Source organism: Pseudomonas sp. SC11 (assembly GCF_047039205.1).
GTDB lineage: Bacteria > Pseudomonadota > Gammaproteobacteria > Pseudomonadales > Pseudomonadaceae > Aquipseudomonas > Aquipseudomonas boreofloridensis.
The window spans coordinates 3,911,209-3,929,564 of record NZ_CP178183.1; the positions used below are offsets into that span (position 1 = coordinate 3,911,209).

Below are 18,356 nucleotides of genomic sequence, written 5' to 3' on the forward strand. Positions count from 1 at the left end.
AATCAGGTATCCAGTAACGTACGGGCGACGGCCTGCAGTTTACGGGTGAGCGGCCCGGCCGGCCAGTCAAGCTTGAGCGCCGGAACGCTGCGCACTGGCCAGATACCGTAGACGCTGTTGCAGGTGAACACTTCATCGGCCTGCTGCAGATCGGCTTGTGCAAGCTCGGCGGTGCATGCCTCGATGCCAAGCGCACGAGCCTGATCCAAGAGTTCGCCGCGCATGACCCCGGCTACCCCGCAGTGACTCAGTTCAGGCGTGGTCAACACGCCATCGCGCACCAGGAACAGGTTGCTGTAGACACCTTCGATCAACAGACCTTGGGCATCGCGCATCAAGCCTTCGGCGTAGGCAGGATCCTGCCACTCGGCACGCGCCAGCACCTGCTCCAGGCGGTTGAGGTGTTTCAGCCCGGCCAGCAGGGGTTGCCGAGCCAAGCGCGTTTGACAGTCGAACAGCGAGATGCCTTGCTCGGCATGCGCTGCCGGATAGGCCGGGAGCGGGCTGTTCTGCAGGATTCGTCGGGCCGGGGATCCGGGCGCGGGCGCATAGCCGCGTGGGCTATCACCGCGAGTGACCATCAGTTTGACGACACCCTCACCCAGTTGCGCCGCATAGGCCAGCAATTCTTCGCGAGCGAGCGGCACATCGAGATCGATCGCCAGGCGCCGACACCCCATCGCCAGCCGATCCAGGTGACGCTGCAGCAGGCTAGGCCTGCCGCCGCGCACGGCGATGGTCTCGAACAGACCATCGCCGTAAGCCAGGCCGCGATTCTGCAGGTTGACCGCAGAGCCAGGCTGGCCGTCGATCCAGCTGTGCATCAGTCGGCGAACCGACGGAATACCAGGGAACCGTTGGTCCCGCCGAAACCGAAGGAGTTGGACAGCACCACATCGATTGGCATGCTGCGCGCCTGATGCGGCACGAAGTCCAGATCGCAGCCTTCGTCCGGCTCATCCAGGTTGATGGTCGGAGGCGCCATCTGACTGTTGATCGCCAGCACACTGAAGATCGCCTCGACGGCACCCGCGGCGCCGAGCAAGTGACCGGTCATCGACTTGGTCGAGCTGACCGCCAGTTTATAGGCATGCTCGCCGAACACGTGCTTGATAGCAGCGACTTCAGCGATGTCGCCAGCAGGGGTCGAGGTACCGTGGGCATTGATGTAGCTGACCTGCGATGGTGCTACACCCGCATCGCGCAAGGCGTTGATCATGCACCGTGCAGCCCCTTCTCCGGTGTCCGGTGGCGAGGTCATGTGATAGGCGTCACCACTCATGCCAAAGCCAACCAATTCAGCGTAGATGGTCGCCCCGCGCGCCTTGGCGTGCTCAAGCTCCTCGAGCACCAGTGCGCCTGCACCGTCGGAGAGTACGAAACCATCACGCCCTTTGTCCCAGGGACGACTGGCGCGGGCCGGCTCGTCATTTCGGGTCGACAGTGCACGCGAGGCACCGAAACCGCCCATGCCCAGACCGCAGGCAGCCATCTCGGCACCGCCGGCAATCATCACGTCCGCCTCGCCATAGGCAATGTTGCGCGCGGCCATGCCGATGCAGTGGGTGCCCGTGGTGCAGGCGGTGGAGATGGCGTAGTTCGGACCTTGCAGCCCCAAGTGGATCGACAGGAAACCGGAGATCATGTTGATGATCGAGCCTGGCACGAAGAACGGTGAGATCCTCCGCGGCCCCTGCTCGTGCAAGGTCCGGCTGGTGTCTTCGATATTGGTCAGGCCACCGATGCCCGAACCCATGGCCACGCCGATACGCTCGCGATTGGCGTCAGTGACCTCCAGGCCGGCGTTGCGCACCGCCTGGAAACCGGCCGCCAGGCCGTACTGAATGAACAGGTCAAGCTTGCGAGCTTCCTTGGCCGACAGGTACTGCTCGACCTCGAACCCCTTCACCGAGCCGCCAAAACGGGTGGAGTAGGCACTCAGGTCCGTGTGTTCGATCGGACCGATGCCACTGCGGCCAGCCAGAATGCCCTGCCAGGTGCTCGGTACGTCAGTACCCAGTGGCGACAGCATACCCATACCGGTGACCACGACGCGTCTACGCGACACAGCACTCTCCTTTTCTAATAACAGAGTCTCTTGCCATTGCATTCATCCATCCGGAATGAAATGGCAACAGGCTCTCGGTTGCTCGAGTATCGACAGCAGGGCTCGCAAAGAAAAAACCGCACGCCGAAGGCAGTGCGGTTTTTCCCGACAAGAAGCGTCGACTACAACGTCTTAGGCCTTGTGGCTGTTGACGTAGTCGATGGCGGCTTGAACGGTAGTGATCTTCTCGGCTTCTTCGTCAGGGATTTCGGTCTCGAATTCCTCTTCCAGAGCCATCACCAGCTCAACGGTGTCAAGCGAATCGGCACCCAGGTCATCGACGAAGGACTTGTTGTTGGTCACTTCTTCTTCCTTCACGCCCAGTTGCTCGGCGACGATTTTCTTGACGCGTTCTTCGATGGTGCTCATACCTAGTTTTCACTCCTAGTGGATATATGTCAGGCAGCTGGCCGGTGCCCAAGTTTATAGGAAGACGCCTGCTTTTCAAGCGTAACGCGCCTTCACGAGAGTCGCCTGGCCTGCCGCCTGGAATCTGGTTGCAGCTTTATAACGGATTTTAGGCACGCAGTATGACTGTTTTTTTAAGCAATCCGTCACATTGAGTTGCGGCTGTTACATGTACATCCCGCCGTTCACCGGCACTGTAGCGCCGGTGACATAGGCCGCGCCATCAGATGCCAGGAAGGAAACCACCTTGGCAATTTCCTCGGCCTGACCCAGGCGACCCAGCGGAATTTGCGTCTGCAGCGCTTCGCGTTGTGCTTCTGGCAGCTCGCGGGTCATGTCGGTATCGATGAAACCCGGCGTCACCGAGTTCACCGTGATACCGCGCGATCCCACTTCACGCGCCAAGGCACGACTGAAGCCTTCCAGACCTGCCTTGGCGGCGGCATAGTTGGCCTGACCTGCGTTACCCATCGCACCGACCACCGAGCCGATGCTGATGATACGACCCCAGCGGGCCTTGGTCATGCCGCGCAGCACGCCCTTGGACAGACGGTAAAGGCTGTTGAGGTTGGTGTCGATGACATCGAACCATTCTTCATCTTTCATCCGCAACATCAGATTGTCACGTGTGATCCCGGCGTTGTTGACCAGAATCGTCGGCGCGCCGAACTGCTCCTGGATAGAGGTCAGGACGCCAGTCACGGATGCCTCGTTGGTGACATTGAGCTCAAGGCCGGTACCGGTGATACCGTGTTCCTTGAGTGTCTCAGCGATGCGCTGAGCGCCAGAGGCGGAAGTGGCGGTGCCGATCACGGTCGCGCCTTGGCGACCCAGCTCGAGGGCGATAGCCTGGCCAATGCCACGGCTGGCACCTGTAACCAGTGCAACTTTACCTTGCAGGCTCATGCAAGCTTCTCCAGATGTCAGACCAGCGCCGCGCGGGCGGCGGCGATGGCGTCAGGGGTATTGAGGTTGTAAGTGGTGACGCCCTCGGCGCACCGCTTGTTCAGGCCGGCCAGTACCTTGCCAGGACCGCATTCCACCAAATTGACCGCGCCGTTGGCAGCCAGGGTCTGCACGCACTCGACCCAACGCACTGGTTGGTACAACTGTGCCAGCAGGTCACGCTTGAGGGCTTCCAGATCGGCAGGTACGGCGGCAGAGACGTTCTGCACCACCGGGATTTGCGGAGCCTGCCACTCGACGGCACTGACCGCCTCGGCGAAGCGCTCGGCGGCTGGCTTCATCAAGGCGCAGTGCGACGGCACGCTGACCGGCAGAGGCAATGCACGCTTGGCGCCCTTGGCCTTGCACAGCTCGATGGCACGCTCGACTGCAGCCTTGTTGCCAGCGATGACCACTTGGCCAGGCGAGTTGAAATTGACCGCACTGACCACGTCATCTTCGGCCGCCTGCGCACAGACATCCACCACCACGGCGTCGTCCAGCCCCAGGATGGCAGCCATGGCGCCATGACCGGCCGGCACCGCTTCCTGCATCAGTTGGCCGCGGCGCTCGACCAGACGTACGGCGTCCTTGAGCGACAAGCTACCCGCGGCGACCAGGGCGCTGTACTCACCCAGGCTGTGACCGCAAACGTATGCCGGACGCGCGCCGCCCTGCTCCAGCCACAGGCGCCATAGCGCGATGGAGGCCGTCAGGATAGCTGGCTGCGTCTTGTCGGTTTGATTGAGTTGTTCCTCGGGACCTTCCTGGACCAATTTCCACAGGTCATAGCCCAGAGCCTCGGAAGCTTCCTTGAAAGTCTCGATGATCAGCGGCTGCTCGGCACCGAGTTCAGCGAGCATGCCCAGTGACTGGGAACCTTGGCCAGGAAAGACGAATGCGAGGGATGCAGACATTGAACAAGCCCTTATGATCTTGTCGTCGAATGGGGTGCACCCTGCCGTCGGCAGGGCACGGAATCTGAAAACTTGGATGGAAACGCAGACCAAGCGGTCACATTTAACCACTTCATGGCCGATACACCTAAGGCAACAGGTCTTCCAGGCGACCATGCAAACGCTGCGGTAGATTTTCCTGAATCTCGATCAGCGCCCGCTGGATAGCACTCTGCAGGCCTTGCACACCCGCCGACCCGTGGCTTTTCACGACGATACCCTGCAATCCCAGAAAGCTTGCGCCGTTGTGCCGCGCCGGCGCCAGGTCCGATTGCAGGCGCCGCAACAAGGGCCTGGCCAAAGCACCCGCCACACGGGCGAACAAACCGGCCCTGAACAACGCTTCCAGACGCTCGCCGACCATGGTTGCCAGCCCTTCGCTGGATTTGAGCAGGATATTGCCCACGAAGCCGTCGCACACCACCACATCGGCCTCGCCGCGATACAGCCCGTCACCTTCAATGAAACCGACATAGTTAAGGCCGCGGGCGTTCTTCAGCAAACTGGCAGCCAGCTTGACTTGCTGATTGCCCTTGATGTCTTCGGTACCGATGTTCAGCAGAGCTACTCGTGGGCGGCGCACGCCCAGCGCCTGCGCCGCCACCGATCCCATCACAGCAAACTGGTAGAGGTGATCGGCGCTGCAGTCGACGTTCGCACCCAGGTCGAGCAGTTGGCAGTAACCTTGCTGTGTAGGAATGGCCGCCACCATGGCCGGCCGATCGATACCCGGCAAGGTTTTGAGCACGAGACGCGACAAGGCCATCAAAGCGCCCGTATTGCCGGCGCTTACGCACGCCTGCGCTTTGCCATCACGGACCAGCTCGAGCGCGACACGCATCGAAGAGTCAGGCTTGCCGCGCAAGGCCTGCGAGGGCCGCTCATCCATACCAATCACTTCGCTGGCATCCACGATCCGCAGGCGCGCGCGATCGATGGCTGCAAGGCCACTGACGAGTTCTTCGAGAAGGGAGGTTTGACCGACGAGGGTCAGATGGAGCGAGGGGGTAGCCGAAAGGCAAGCGATACTGGCCTCAACAATGCTGCGGGGACCGAAGTCCCCGCCCATTGCGTCGATCGCGATGATCTGAGCGGACAAGGATTACTCGTCAGCGCCCTTGTCGATCACTTTGCGACCACGGTATACGCCTTCTGGCGACACGTGGTGGCGCAGGTGAACTTCACCGGTGCTCTTTTCTACGGACAGCGCGTTTTCCGACAGGGCATCGTGCGAACGACGCATGTCACGGGCAGAGCGGGATTTTTTGTTCTGCTGAACAGCCATAATTGATTAACTCCTAAACGTTTGGGTCACGCTTTAACTGCGCCAAGACACTGAACGGGTTGGACCGCGATACCTCGTCCTTGCTCGATTCGGGCTCGTCTGCGCCCGCCGGCTGCTGGCATTCTTCCGGATGATGAGCAGGCACGATAGGAAGTGCGAGCAAAAGCTCTTCCTCGATCAGCGCCTGCAGATCCAAAGGATCTTCGCCCAGTTCCAGCACGTCATAGCCTTTCGGCAACGACTGGGTATTCGCACCCTCCTTCACCACAGCATACGTACATTCGCTATGGATCGGCAGGGTGACCAGCTCAAGACAACGCTGGCAAACCATTTTGACTTCGACATTCAAATCGCTGTGGATAACCACAACGTGCTGTTCGTCTCGTTCAAAATCGAACTTCGCCTGCACCGTACCGACAGTGTCGGAAAGCGGGTCGCAGAGTCTTTCCAAATCAGCGAGTTGCAGCGAACCCTCGAGGGTTACGCCACGATCGGCTAATTTGCGCGGGTCAACGTGAGGTGGAATCGGGTCATTCAACATAGGCGCAGCATTCTAGGGATGCCCCCCGCCTCTGTCAAAGGAAATTCGGCAGCTTGACGCATGTTAGAATCACGGCAACTGCCAAGGAGTCCACCATGCTTCCTCTGCTGCTCGCCTCGAGCTCCCCCTACCGGCGCGAACTGCTCCAGCGCCTGCACCTGCCCTTCACCTGGGCGAGTCCCGACATAGACGAAGCGCGCCAAGGCGACGAGACCGCTGCTGAACTGGTCCGCAGACTCGCTCGGCTCAAGGCCCAAGCCCTGGCCGAACATCACCCACAGCACCTGATCATCGGTTCGGACCAGGTCGCCGTGCTCGGCGAACGTATCCTCGGCAAACCACACAGCGCCGAGCGCGCCTGTGAGCAACTGCTGGCCGCCAGCGGACAATCCGTCACTTTCCTGACTGGCCTGGCCCTGCTCAACAGCGCCACAGGCCACTGCCAGGTTGACTGCATCCCCTTCACCGTGACGTTGCGCGAACTGGACCGCCAGCGCGTGGAGCGCTACGTACAGACCGAGCAACCACTGGATTGCGCCGGCAGCTTCAAGGCCGAGGGATTGGGCGTTTCGCTCTTTCAGAGCACACACGGCAGCGACGCGACAAGCTTGATCGGCCTGCCCCTCATACGCCTGGTGGACATGTTGCTCAAGGAGGGCGTGCAAGTACCCTGAAACCGGCGGGGCCGTCGAGCAGCCCCGCTAGCGCGCATTAGCGCAATGAAGGCCCCTGAAGCCCCATGTACAGCGCAAGACGCTCAGCCACGCTGGCACCCATGCGCTTGGAGAAGCGATCGAAAGGCGATTCCTGCACGGTGAAGTCGACCAACTCTTTCTCGCCGACGACATCACGCGCCACATAGCTGGCGCTGCCCAGGCCATCGACCAACCCCAAAGCCTTGGCCTGCTCGCCAGACCAGACCAAACCACTGAACAGCTCAGGGTGTTCTTTGTCCTTCAGGCGATCGCCACGACCTTGCTTGACCATCGCGATGAACTGATTGTGCGTGGTATCCAGCACACCTTGCCAGAACGCTGTTTCATCCGGCTTCTGCGGCGAGAACGGATCGAGGAACGCCTTGTGCTCGCCCGAGGTGTAAGCGCGACGCTCCACTCCCAGCTTCTCCATCGCCCCGACAAACCCGTAGCCTGCCGCCGTCACGCCGATCGAGCCCACCAGACTGGCCTTGTCGGCATAGATCTCATCAGCCGCACTGGCAATGTAGTACGCACCAGAGGCCCCTAGATCCGTGATCACCGCATACAGCTTGATCGCGGGGTACTCGGCGCGCAGGCGACGTATCTCGTCGTAGACATACCCTGCCTGCACCGGACTACCGCCCGGGCTGTTGATGCGCATCACCACCGCCTTGGTCTTGGCATCCTTGAATGCCTCCCGCAGGCTCTTGATGATGTTGTCGGCACTGGCAGCTTCCTGATCCGCGATGACCCCACGCACCTCGACCAGCGCCGTATGACTGGCACTGCGCGAGGCCGTGGACTCCATGTCCATGAAGGGCGAGAACAGGAAAAGGATGCCGAACAGATAGATGAACGTCAGCAACTTGAAGAAGATCCCCCAACGCCGCGCACGCCGCTGCTCTTGAACACTGGCCAGGAGCGTCTTCTCCAGCAACTTCCAGCTCTTGCGCTCTTCCTTGCCCTCGACTGCATCTTCGGATGCAGGCGCCTTCCACTCGTCAGCCATGCTCACCTACCTTGGAATTGGAGCGCGCAGCGCCAGCCAGCCACTCGCGCAATTGTGAAAAATGCTCGATACACACCTGCGGCCCAAACTCGGCGAGCGCCTCAAGCGACATCGCGCCGTAGCCCACGGCCACCGAGTGCATGCCAGCATTGCTGGCCATCTGCAAATCGAATGCCGAATCCCCAACCATCAACGCCTCGCCCGCCTCGACCCGGCAATGCGCGAGAATTTCCTGAAGCATCAGCGGATGAGGCTTGCCACGGGTCTCGTCGGCAGCACGGGTGATATCGAAAAAGTCCTCCCAGCCATTGGCCTTGAGCACCCGATCCAGCCCTCGCCGCGCCTTGCCGGTGGCCACCGCCAGGCGATAGCCCTGCGCCCGAAAGACCTCCAGCGATTGCGCCACACCCTCGAACAACGGCGAAGGCTGCCGGTCGAGATCGGTATAGATATCGGCGTAATGCTGTCGAAAACGTGCCACTTCATTCGCGTCAAGGTGCGGATAGAGCACCGAGATCGCCTCATCCAGCGCTAGACCGATGATCCCCTTCACGGCAGCCTCGGCACTGGGGATCTCACCCGCGCGCTCAGCGGCGACATTCATCGAATCGACAATACGGCCTATGGAGTCGGCCAGGGTGCCGTCCCAGTCGAAGATCAGCAGTTCATAGGGTTTGCGCATGGCCGCTCAGCTTGCCCCCAGGCGTTCGACTGTCTTGGCCCACGCCTCATCGACGGGAGCCTCGAGCTTGAGCTCGCCGCCATCGGGCAGCGGCACCGTCAGCGCATAGGCGTGCAGGAACAGGCGCTTGCCGCCCAGGTCACGAATTTCGCGAGTGAAATCTTCATCACCATATTTACTGTCGCCCGCGATCATGTGCCCGGCATGCAGGGTGTGCACACGAATCTGGTGCGTGCGCCCGGTGATCGGACGGGCCTCGACCAGCGTGGCGAACTCGCCGAAGCGACGCAATACACGGAACAGCGTCAGCGCTTCCTTGCCCTCGTCATTCACTTCGACCATGCGCTCGCCGGAACGCAGGTTGCTTTTCTGCAGAGGCGCATTGACCTGCTTCTTCGAGGTCGGCCAATGACCCCGCACCAAGGCCATGTAGCGCTTGTCCACGCCATCGCCGCGCAGCGCGGCATGCAGGTGGCGCAGCATGCTGCGTTTCTTGGCGATCATCAGCAGGCCTGAGGTATCACGATCCAGACGGTGCACCAACTCCAGCTCCTTGGCATCGGGGCGTAGCTGGCGCAGCGCCTCGATGACACCGAAGTTCAGACCGCTGCCGCCGTGCACGGCGATGCCAGCCGGCTTGTTCATCACGATCAAGGCCTTGTCTTCATAGACGATCGCCGCCTCCAGGCGCTGCAACAGCCCTGGCGCCACCGGCGCCGGCTCGTCGCGCTCGGGCAGACGCACGGGCGGCACGCGCACGACATCGCCGGCCTGGAGCTTGTACTCGGGTTTGATGCGCCCTTTGTTCACGCGCACCTCGCCCTTGCGCAGGATGCGATAGACAAGGGTCTTGGGCACGCCTTTGAGCGCGGTGATGAGGAAGTTGTCGATACGCTGGCCGGCAAGTTCCGGCGCGACTTCGATCAGCTGAACGCCGGAAGTCGGGGGATTATTGGTCGTCATCGCAGGATCATAACAATTTTTATGGAATTGAAGCACTTAATCATTGCTGCTATAGTCGCGAACGCCGCCCAAAGCGGTAGGCCAGTAACGCACGGTTTCGCACCGTCTCTGGCCAACGCAATTCTCGAGGACGCGAGGCCGTCCGACGGGGTGTGTGCCAGTTTACCGAGATGCCTGGAATCGCCACCAGCGCCGAGCAGAGAAGAACGAAAAAAACGACAAGTGCGGTGTTCCATCTCCCTCCTGTTCTTTTTCGCATGCCCCTGCCCCGCCTTGTCGCTTCCGTGCAGCGCCTGGCGAACACTTCGGAAACACCAGCCTTGGACATGAATGGCGTCAGCGCAGATACGGCGCTGGCGAAAAATGCAACCCGTTGCGGATTCAGCGCGCGGCAGCACCCGAATTATCAGGGATACGTGCAGGGTGGAGATGTACAGCCCGGACCGTGAAGCACGGCCGGCACCGGCCCACTGTATTGGCCCGGCGAGCGGAACCGGTGTTTGCAGACGCCCCAGAGGCGTCCACGGCCCTCGGCTGATTCCTCCTCCTGACTGAGTGCGATAGGCACCGCAGCAAACAGGACGCGTCGTCGCGACAACGGCAGGCTGGGCAACCGGCTGGTGCCGAACGTCGCTGGACACGGGGGTGGCATGCCACCCTTTGCGCACCTTGGCACCGACCATGAGACGTCGTGTGTGCCGAACGCCGTTTCCGGCAGCCCGGAAACCGACGGTACAACATGAAAAGAATGCTGATTAACGCGACTCAACCCGAAGAGTTGCGTGTAGCACTGGTGGATGGCCAACGCCTCTACGACCTGGACATCGAGTCCGGTGCCCGCGAGCAGAAAAAGGCCAACATCTACAAGGGCAAGATCACTCGCATCGAACCCAGCCTCGAAGCCGCTTTCGTCGACTTCGGCTCCGAACGTCACGGCTTCCTGCCGTTGAAGGAAATCTCCCGCGAGTACTTCAAGAAGACCCCTGAAGGCCGTGTCAACATCAAGGAAGTCCTGAGCGAAGGCCAGGAAGTCATTGTCCAGGTCGAGAAAGAAGAACGTGGCAACAAGGGTGCAGCCCTGACCACTTTCATCAGCCTCGCCGGCCGCTACCTGGTGCTGATGCCCAACAACCCACGCGCTGGCGGTATTTCTCGTCGCATCGAAGGCGAAGAACGCAACGAACTGCGCGAAGCCCTCAACGGCCTGACCGTACCGGGCGACATGGGCCTGATCGTGCGCACCGCTGGCCTTGGCCGCAGCAGCGAAGAAATGCAGTGGGACCTCGATTACCTGCTGCAACTGTGGACCGCCATCAAGGAAGCCTCCCTTGACCGCGCCGCGCCCTTCCTGATCTACCAGGAAAGCAACGTCATCATCCGCGCCATCCGCGATTACCTGCGCCAGGACATCGGTGAAGTGCTGATCGATAGCATCGATGCCCAGGAAGAAGCACTGACCTTCATCCGCCAGGTCATGCCGCAGTACGCCAGCAAGGTCAAGCTGTACGAAGACAGCGTCCCGCTGTTCAATCGCTTCCAGATCGAAAGCCAGATCGAAACTGCCTTCCAACGTGTGGTTGACCTGCCATCCGGCGGTTCCATCGTCATCGATCCGACCGAAGCACTGGTCTCGATCGACATCAACTCGGCGCGCGCCACCAAAGGCAGCGACATCGAGGAAACTGCCCTGCAGACCAACCTGGAAGCGGCCGAAGAAATCGCCCGCCAACTGCGTCTGCGTGACATCGGCGGCCTGATCGTCATCGACTTCATCGACATGACGCCAGCCAAGAATCAACGCGCCGTCGAAGAACGTGTTCGCGAATGCCTGGAAGCCGACCGCGCCCGTGTACAGGTCGGCCGCATCTCGCGCTTCGGCCTGCTGGAGATGTCTCGCCAGCGCCTGCGCCCATCGCTGGGCGAGAGCAGCGGCATCGTCTGCCCACGCTGCTCGGGCACCGGCATCATCCGCGACGTCGAATCCCTGTCGCTGGCCATCCTGCGCCTGATCGAGGAAGAAGCACTGAAGGACCGTACCGCCGAGGTGCGTGCCCAGGTGCCGATTCCGGTTGCCGCGTTCCTGCTCAACGAGAAGCGTAACTCGATCACCAAGATCGAACTGCGCACCCGTGCGCGCATCATCATCCTGCCCAACGATCATCTGGAAACCCCTCACTTCGAAGTCCAGCGCCTGCGCGACGACAACCCGGACGTGCTGACCAACCAATCCAGCTACGAGATCGCCACCAGCGAGACCGAAGAAGCGCCGCAACCCACCGCCACCCGTACACTGGTGCGCCAGGAAGCCGCCGTGAAGACTGCGCCGGCCCGCACCAACGCACCGACGCCGACCGTTAGCGAAGAGCAGCCAAGCACGCCGACGCCTGCTCCAGCACCCGTCGCCGTCCCGGAGCCGAGCCTGTTCAAGGGGTTGGTCAAGTCGCTGGTCAGCCTGTTCGCCGGGAAGGAAGAGCCCGTCGTCGCACCGGCCGCCACTGTGCAGAAACCTGCCACCGAGCGCACCGCGCGCAACGAAGAGCGCCGCAACGGTCGTCAGCAGAGCCGCAATCGTAACGGCCGTCGTGACGAAGAACGCAAGCCGCGTGAAGAGCGCAGCGAGCGCACCTCTCGTGAAGAGCGTCAGCCGCGCGAAGAGCGTGCCCCTCGTGAAGAACGCGCCCCTCGCGAAGAGCGCCAGTCGCGCCAACCGCGTGAAGATCGCCGTGGCAGCCGCGAAGAGCGCGTGCGCGAACTGCGCGAGCCGCTGGATGCCACCCCTGCGGTGGCCCGTGAAGAGCGCGCCCCTCGTGAGGAGCGTGTGGCCCGTGAAGAGCGTGCGCCACGTGAAGAACGCGCATCACGTGAAGAACGTGCCCCTCGCGAAGAACGCACACCGCGCGAAGAACGTGCTCCTCGCGAAGAACGTGTAACCCGTGAAGAGCGTGCTCCGCGAGAAGAGCACGCTGCTGTGCGCGAAGAGCGTCCGGCCCGCGAAGAGCAGGCCGCACGTGAGGAGCGCCCAGCTCGCGAAGAGCGCGCACCGCGCGAGGAACGCCAACCACGCCAGCCGCGCGAAGAGCGTCAGCCACGCACTGCCGAACAAGCCGCCGAGACCAGCGAAGAGCAACTGCCTGACGAAGAGCACCTGCAGGACGATCAGGAAAGCACCGATGGCGAGCGCCCACGTCGTCGTTCGCGCGGTCAACGTCGTCGCAGCAATCGCCGCGAGCGCCAGCGCAACGCCAATGGCGAGTTGATCGAAGGCAGCGAGGAAGAAGGCAGCGAAGAGCAGCCAGCTCAGCAGCACAAGGCTACAGAACTGGGCGCCGAACTGGCTGCAGGCCTGGCGGTAACTGCCGCTGTGGCTACCAGCGCGGTCAGCGCCAATGCCGAAGCCCAGGCCAATGAGCAAGCCGAGCGCGCGACTGCCGCTGTCGCCGAGACCGAGCAGCACGAAGCAGCTCAACCCGTCGAGCAGACTCAGATGCAGCCGCAACCGGCTGAGGTCAAGGCTGAGGACGTTACTATTGCGCCAGTCGTTGAACAGCCGTTCAGCGAGCCTGTCGCAGGGGTTGAGCCGAGCGTCGAGCCAGTTGTCGAGGTCGCGCCTGAACCGGTAGCACACCTCGCTGCCAGCGAGCCGGAAACGGCTGCTGAGACGCCAGCCCTTGAAGCACCGGCCGTGGAAGTGGTCGCCGCTGAGAAGGCCCCGGTCGTCGAAAGCAAAGACGTGCCCGCGTCCTCCGTCGAGGCTGCAACGGTCGAACCGGTTGCGGTCGAGCCCGAAGTCGAGACTTCCGCTGCTACCCCTGCCGCGCCTGCAGTTGCCGAAGAGCCCGCTCCTGCCGTAGCCGAAACGGCAGTGGTCGAAGAACCAGCCGTGGCGCCAGCCTCGACTGTCATGCTGTCGAACGGTCGTGCACCGAACGATCCGCGTGAGGTACGTCGCCGCAAACGCGAGGCTGAAGCCGCTGCGGCCGCCGCTGCACCCGCACTGGAAACCTCCGACAATGAGCACAAGCCTCACCACGGTTGATTCAGTCGGCTGAATGAAAAGGCCCCGCCAGTGCGAACTGGCGGGGCCTTTTCTTATTCAACGTTCCAGCACGAGAGGTAGCCGTGGCTTAGTAGACGTTGGGTTCCATTTCCAGCGCCACACCGAAGCGCTCGAGGATATCAGCCTGGATTCGCTGGGCCAGATCCTGCATCTGAGCGCCCGAGGCCAGACCGTGATTGACCAGCACCAGCGATTGCAAACGGTGCACGCCTGCGTCACCTTCGCGATGGCCTTTCCATCCCGCTTGCTCAATCAACCAGCCCGCCGCCAGTTTCACCCCACCGTCAGCCTGTGGATAAGCCACAAGGTTCGGATAATGCGTGCGAATCTGCTCAGCCAAGGCAACTGAAACGACAGGATTCTTGAAAAAGCTGCCGGCATTGCCCAACACAGCAGGGTCCGGCAGCTTCTCACGGCGAATGCTGCTGATCGCATCGCTGATAGCCTGCGCCGTCACCGCTTCGATGCCCTGCTCCTGCAGCCGCTGGCGCACCGGCCCGTAATCCAGGTGCGCGCTCAGCGTGCGACTGAGCAGAAAACGAACACGCAGAATCAACCAGCGGCCTGGGTTACGCTTGAACACACTGTCCCGATAGCCGAACGCACAGTGTTCGAGCGTGAACTCACACAACTCGCCGGTCTGTCGATCCAGGGCCGTCAAACCGGCGAAGACGTCCTTGATCTCCACCCCATAGGCGCCAACGTTCTGCATGGGAGCAGCACCAACCGTACCCGGAATCAGGCTCAGGTTTTCCAGACCGCATAGCCCTTGGGCCAAGCTCCACTGGACGAATGGATGCCAAGGCTCACCGGCCTCGGCCTCGACGACGACCCGTTCGCCATCGTCGCTACAGATCCGTCGACCACGGCTGGCCATGTGCAGTACCAAGGCGTCGACGTCGCGAGTGAACAGCATGTTGCTGCCACCGCCGATGACCAGCACCGGGATCTGTCGCTGGATAGCACTCTCCAAGGCCGAACGCACCTGCGCGTCGTTGTGGGCCTGTGCCAGCCACCGCGCCTTGACGTCGATGCCAAAGGTATTGAACGGCTTGAGCGACGCATGCTCCTGCCACTGCATCGTCATATCCGCCCCTTGATATCCACCACCAGTTCACGGCACGCGGCCTCGATCAAGTCGAGGACCTGCTCGAAACCCTCGGCGCCGCTGTAATAGGGGTCCGGCACTTCATCCAGCGCAGCGCCATAGCGGCGCAGAAAGAGATCAAGCTCACCCCTCGTACCGCTCGGACGCAGGGCCTGCAAGTCGCGCAGGTTGCTCTCGTCCATGGCCAGGATCAGGTCGTACTCGCTGAAATGGGACGCTTTGACCTGCTGAGCGCGCTGCGCACTGAGATCATAGCCGCGCGCCCGGGCAGCTGCGCAGGTGCGGCTGTCGGGGGGGTTACCCACGTGCCAGTCGCCGGTGCCGGCCGAGGCCACTTGCACGCGGTCGGCAAGCCCGGCAGCCTGCAACTGCTGGCGCAGCACGCCCTCAGCGGTCGGCGACCGGCAGATATTGCCCAGGCAGACGAACAGGATACGCATCATACCTCCAGCAAGCGCCGCACGCGCTCAAGGTCTTCGGCGGTATCGACACCGACGGCCGGGGCCTCCAGCGCATCGGCCACGTGGATACGCACCCCATGCCAAAGCGCACGCAGTTGCTCCAGCGATTCAGTCTGCTCGAGCCAGCAAGGCCCCCAGCCGACGAAATCCTGAAGGAAGCTCACCCGGTAAGCATACATGCCGATGTGTCGGCGATAGGGCACGTCATGGGGCAATTGCTCACGATCACGGGCGAACGCTTCGCGCGCCCAGGGCAGTGGTGCCCGGCTGAACGTCAGGGCCAGCCCATGCTTGTCGCTGACCACCTTGACAGCGTTGGGATTGAACACGGTCTGCGGCTCGTCGATCGGCTCGGCGAGGGTTGCGATGCCCGCTTCCGGATGAGCTGCCAGATTGACCGCCACCTGGTCGATGATCGAAGGCGGAATCAACGGCTCGTCACCCTGCACATTGACCACAATGGCTTCTGCGGGCAATCCCAAATGGGCGGCGACCTCGGCCAGTCGGTCGGTACCGGACTCATGGTCGGCGCGGGTCAGCAGCACTTCAGCGCCAAACGCCTGGCACGCCTGGACGATACTGGTGTCGTCGGTCGCAATCACCACACGACTGGCGCTGCTCTTGCAGGCCTGCTCCCAGACATGCTGCACCATCGGTTTACCGGCAATCGGCAGCAGTGGCTTGCCAGGCAGACGGGTGGAGTGCAGTCGCGCGGGAATAACGACCGTGAACGTCACACTCATTTGTCCAGACGCTCATCGTCAGTCAAAGTGCGCGCTTCACTTTCCAACATTACCGGGATGCCCTCGCGGATCGGATAGGCCAGGCCAGCAGCCTTGCTGATCAGTTCGGTCTTGTCGGCACTGAGCTTGAGCGGACTCTTGGTGATCGGGCAGGCCAGGATATCTAGCAGTTTGGTGTCCATGAGGGTGTCCTAGAGGCCGGAGGCCGAAAGAATGAAAGGGGTCAAGGCAACAGGCGGTCGAGTTGCCGATCGAACCAAGCGACGAACGCGCGAGAAGGTTCGGCATCGACAGCCAGATACCACCAGTCGTCACTTGCGAAATCTCGACATTTCACCGCATCCTTTTCTGTCATGACCAACGGCAACGCGGGCGTGAACCTGAGGGTCTGCGCGCTGAACTGAGCATGATCGGCAAACGGATGAGGTACGGGCTGCCAGTCTAGTCCCAGCAGCGTATTGAAGAAACGTTGGGGATTACCGATGCCGGCCACGGCGTGGACAGCTTGCCGGGGAGGGAAGTAATCGAGCGCGCGCCGCTCACCGCTGCGTAGATTGACCAGGGCGCTGGGGCGCAAGGCGAAGGCGAAACCACCTTCGGGATCGGACGAAGCACCGTTGTGCAGCACCGCATCGACCTGCGCCAGACGCTCAACAGGCTCACGCAAGGGGCCGGCCGGCAGGCAACGACCATTGCCCAAGCCGCGTGCTGCATCGATCAGCACCAGTTCCAGGTCACGCGCCAGCCGGTAGTGCTGCATGCCATCATCGCAGAGCACCACGTCCAATGGCTCGCAGGCCAGCAGCGCCTGCACAGCGCGCGAACGGTCCGGGTCGATCATCAGCGGCACGCCTGTGCGCTGCACGATCAGCAGCGGTTCGTCTCCGGCCTGCGAGGCGGGTTGATCGGGCGTGACCCGCCACGGCAAGCTGGGCGGCGTGGCGCCATAGCCTCGACTGACCACACCGACCTTGAGCCCCTGGCGCCGACAATGCTCGATCAGCCACAGGATCATAGGCGTCTTGCCGGTACCGCCGACGGTGATGTTACCGACCACGATCACTGGCACCGGTGCACGGTAGCTGGGGCTTTGCCCTTGCAGAAAGCGCACGCGCTTGCGGGTGACGACACACCGGTACAGCGCTTCGAGCGGGCGCAGCAGCGCCAACGCCGGATGCCCTTCGTACCAGGCGGCAAGCAAACGATCGGCGATGCTCATCAGGGTGTCCCCTGGGCCGCCTCGACGGTGGTCATGCGCAGATGGCTGAAGCCGAGCTTGCCGGCAGCGTCCATCGCCGTGATCACGGCCTGGTGCGGGGTCTTGCCATCCGCGCTGATGGCCAGTGGCAGGGTGTTGTCCCCGCCGGATTCGCGCTCGAGCGCCTCGGTCAAAGTGCCCAGATCGCTCTTGGGCAGCAGATGGTTGTTCACTGAATACACCCCATCGGCGCTGATGGTCACCTCAACCAGTTTGGCGTCATCGGCAACCGCCGGCGCGCCGCTGGCCGCTTCGGGCAGTTCCACGCGCAATTGCGTCTCGCGGGTGAAGGTAGTGGTGACTACGAAGAACAGCAGCAGGACGAACACCACATCGATCAGCGACGCCAGGTTGATGTCGACGTTTTCGCGCTGTCGATTACGCCGAAACTTCACGCATCGCCTCCGGCCACCTCGACCTCGCGGTCGCCTTGCAGCACTTCGACCAGTTTGATCGCTTCCTGCTCCATCCCAACGACCAGCTCATCGATGCGGCGCAACAGGAAACGATGGAAGAACACCGCGGGGATGCCCACCATCAGACCGGCTGCGGTGGTCACCAAGGCTTTGGAAATACCCCCAGCGAGCACGGCGGCATTGGCGGTCATCTGCGAGCCCATGAAGGCGCTGAAGATGTCGATCATGCCCAGCACTGTGCCAAGCAGACCGAGCAGAGGCGCCATGGCGGCGATGGTGCCGAGCGTACTGATATAGCGCTCGAGCTCATGGATGACTCGGGAAGCGGCCTCTTCGATGCATTCCTTCATGATCTCTCGGCCATGGCGGGAGTTGGCCAGACCTGCCGCAAGAATCTCGCCCAGTGGAGAATCGGCACGCAGCGCCTTGAGCTTGTCGCTGGTCAACTGCTTGTCCTTGATCCACATCCATACCTGCCCCAGCAAATGGGAGGGCGCGACGCGGCTGGCACGCAGGGTCCACAGGCGCTCGACCACGATCGCCATGGCAGCGACGGAGCTCAGAATGATCGGCAGCATCATCCAGCCGCCAGACTTGACCAGTTCCCACACAGTAAGCATTCCCCCTGAAAATGGTCGCCACTCTACCATAGGCGCGCCAGACGCTCATCTGCCGGAGGTCAGGGCTTCCTCAGGTTGATTGAGCCAGTGCCGTTAAGG

20 protein-coding genes are annotated in these 18,356 nt (G+C 62.1%); 2 read left to right on the forward strand and 18 right to left on the reverse strand.

What is annotated here, in order from left to right; genetic code table 11:
* Positions 1-2 precede the first annotated feature (2 nt).
* The 8 genes from pabC to ACK2SD_RS17445 all read right to left on the reverse strand — a co-directional run bounded on the left by pabC (position 3) and on the right by ACK2SD_RS17445 (position 6,242).
* Positions 3-824 (reverse strand): aminodeoxychorismate lyase, encoded by an 822-nt coding sequence (gene pabC / locus ACK2SD_RS17410; protein ID WP_412460440.1) that lies wholly within the window; start codon positions 822-824, stop codon positions 3-5.
* The gene (gene fabF, locus ACK2SD_RS17415; RefSeq protein WP_029612988.1) at positions 824-2,068 is read right to left on the reverse strand and encodes a beta-ketoacyl-ACP synthase II; all 1,245 of its coding nucleotides are present in this window, start codon (positions 2,066-2,068) and stop codon (positions 824-826) included. Before fabF ends, pabC begins: the two co-directional genes overlap by 1 nt.
* Positions 2,069-2,239: 171 nt before the next feature.
* Entirely contained in the window at positions 2,240-2,476 is a 237-nt protein-coding gene (gene acpP, locus ACK2SD_RS17420) for an acyl carrier protein (RefSeq protein ID WP_029612986.1), read from the reverse strand.
* A 204-nt stretch (positions 2,477-2,680) separates the two neighbouring features.
* A complete protein-coding gene (gene fabG, locus ACK2SD_RS17425; RefSeq protein WP_039576305.1) occupies positions 2,681-3,421 on the reverse strand; it encodes a 3-oxoacyl-ACP reductase FabG in 741 nt (246 codons plus the stop codon).
* Positions 3,422-3,438: 17 nt separating this feature from the next.
* A complete protein-coding gene (gene fabD / locus ACK2SD_RS17430; protein ID WP_412460441.1) occupies positions 3,439-4,377 on the reverse strand; it encodes an ACP S-malonyltransferase in 939 nt (312 codons plus the stop codon).
* 127 nt (positions 4,378-4,504) lie between these two features.
* The gene (plsX, locus tag ACK2SD_RS17435) at positions 4,505-5,515 is read right to left on the reverse strand and encodes a phosphate acyltransferase PlsX (RefSeq protein WP_317871830.1); all 1,011 of its coding nucleotides are present in this window, start codon (positions 5,513-5,515) and stop codon (positions 4,505-4,507) included.
* A 3-nt stretch (positions 5,516-5,518) separates the two neighbouring features.
* A complete protein-coding gene (gene rpmF, locus ACK2SD_RS17440; protein WP_008096416.1) occupies positions 5,519-5,701 on the reverse strand; it encodes a 50S ribosomal protein L32 in 183 nt (60 codons plus the stop codon).
* A gap of 13 nt (positions 5,702-5,714) precedes the next feature.
* Positions 5,715-6,242, reverse strand: coding sequence for a YceD family protein (locus tag ACK2SD_RS17445; protein WP_080754710.1), 528 nt, complete (start codon positions 6,240-6,242; stop codon positions 5,715-5,717).
* Between the two features lie 95 nt (positions 6,243-6,337).
* On the opposite strand from ACK2SD_RS17445, the gene ACK2SD_RS17450 reads away from it, so the two are divergent.
* Complete coding sequence (locus ACK2SD_RS17450) at positions 6,338-6,916, forward strand: Maf family protein (RefSeq protein ID WP_039576294.1); 579 nt, start codon at positions 6,338-6,340, stop codon at positions 6,914-6,916.
* 37 nt (positions 6,917-6,953) lie between these two features.
* Here ACK2SD_RS17450 and ACK2SD_RS17455 read toward each other — a convergent pair whose 3' ends face one another.
* The 3 genes from ACK2SD_RS17455 to rluC are packed head-to-tail and all read right to left on the reverse strand — an operon-like array spanning position 6,954 to position 9,594.
* Positions 6,954-7,949, reverse strand: a complete 996-nt coding sequence (locus tag ACK2SD_RS17455) for a S49 family peptidase (protein ID WP_039576293.1) — start codon at positions 7,947-7,949, stop codon at positions 6,954-6,956.
* Positions 7,942-8,631 carry an HAD family hydrolase gene (locus tag ACK2SD_RS17460; RefSeq protein ID WP_412460442.1) on the reverse strand — a complete coding sequence of 230 codons (690 nt, stop codon included), beginning with the start codon at positions 8,629-8,631 and terminating at the stop codon, positions 7,942-7,944. The genes ACK2SD_RS17455 and ACK2SD_RS17460 overlap by 8 nt, the downstream gene beginning before the upstream one ends.
* 6 nt (positions 8,632-8,637) lie before the next feature.
* Positions 8,638-9,594, reverse strand: coding sequence for a 23S rRNA pseudouridine(955/2504/2580) synthase RluC (gene rluC, locus ACK2SD_RS17465; protein WP_412460443.1), 957 nt, complete (start codon positions 9,592-9,594; stop codon positions 8,638-8,640).
* Between the two features lie 739 nt (positions 9,595-10,333).
* On the opposite strand from rluC, the gene rne reads away from it, so the two are divergent.
* Positions 10,334-13,630: a ribonuclease E gene (gene rne, locus ACK2SD_RS17470; protein WP_412460444.1), complete on the forward strand. Its 3,297-nt coding sequence runs from the start codon at positions 10,334-10,336 to the stop codon at positions 13,628-13,630.
* Positions 13,631-13,718: 88 nt separating this feature from the next.
* Here rne and murB read toward each other — a convergent pair whose 3' ends face one another.
* Genes murB through ACK2SD_RS17505 form a run of 7 tightly spaced genes read right to left on the reverse strand, consistent with a single transcriptional unit; the run spans position 13,719 to position 18,248 of the window.
* On the reverse strand, positions 13,719-14,738 hold the full coding sequence (gene murB / locus ACK2SD_RS17475; RefSeq protein WP_412460445.1) for a UDP-N-acetylmuramate dehydrogenase: 1,020 nt from the start codon (positions 14,736-14,738) through the stop codon (positions 13,719-13,721).
* On the reverse strand, positions 14,735-15,199 hold the full coding sequence (locus ACK2SD_RS17480) for a low molecular weight protein-tyrosine-phosphatase (protein ID WP_295483469.1): 465 nt from the start codon (positions 15,197-15,199) through the stop codon (positions 14,735-14,737). The genes murB and ACK2SD_RS17480 overlap by 4 nt, the downstream gene beginning before the upstream one ends.
* Positions 15,199-15,963, reverse strand: a complete 765-nt coding sequence (gene kdsB / locus ACK2SD_RS17485) for a 3-deoxy-manno-octulosonate cytidylyltransferase (protein WP_029612981.1) — start codon at positions 15,961-15,963, stop codon at positions 15,199-15,201. The genes ACK2SD_RS17480 and kdsB overlap by 1 nt, the downstream gene beginning before the upstream one ends.
* On the reverse strand, positions 15,960-16,145 hold the full coding sequence (locus ACK2SD_RS17490) for a Trm112 family protein (RefSeq protein ID WP_029612980.1): 186 nt from the start codon (positions 16,143-16,145) through the stop codon (positions 15,960-15,962). Before ACK2SD_RS17490 ends, kdsB begins: the two co-directional genes overlap by 4 nt.
* A gap of 41 nt (positions 16,146-16,186) precedes the next feature.
* On the reverse strand, positions 16,187-17,182 hold the full coding sequence (lpxK, locus tag ACK2SD_RS17495) for a tetraacyldisaccharide 4'-kinase (RefSeq protein ID WP_412460446.1): 996 nt from the start codon (positions 17,180-17,182) through the stop codon (positions 16,187-16,189).
* Positions 17,182-17,616, reverse strand: coding sequence for an ExbD/TolR family protein (locus ACK2SD_RS17500; RefSeq protein ID WP_029612978.1), 435 nt, complete (start codon positions 17,614-17,616; stop codon positions 17,182-17,184). The genes lpxK and ACK2SD_RS17500 overlap by 1 nt, the downstream gene beginning before the upstream one ends.
* A complete protein-coding gene (locus tag ACK2SD_RS17505; protein ID WP_029612977.1) occupies positions 17,613-18,248 on the reverse strand; it encodes a MotA/TolQ/ExbB proton channel family protein in 636 nt (211 codons plus the stop codon). The genes ACK2SD_RS17500 and ACK2SD_RS17505 overlap by 4 nt, the downstream gene beginning before the upstream one ends.
* Positions 18,249-18,356: the final 108 nt, after the last annotated feature.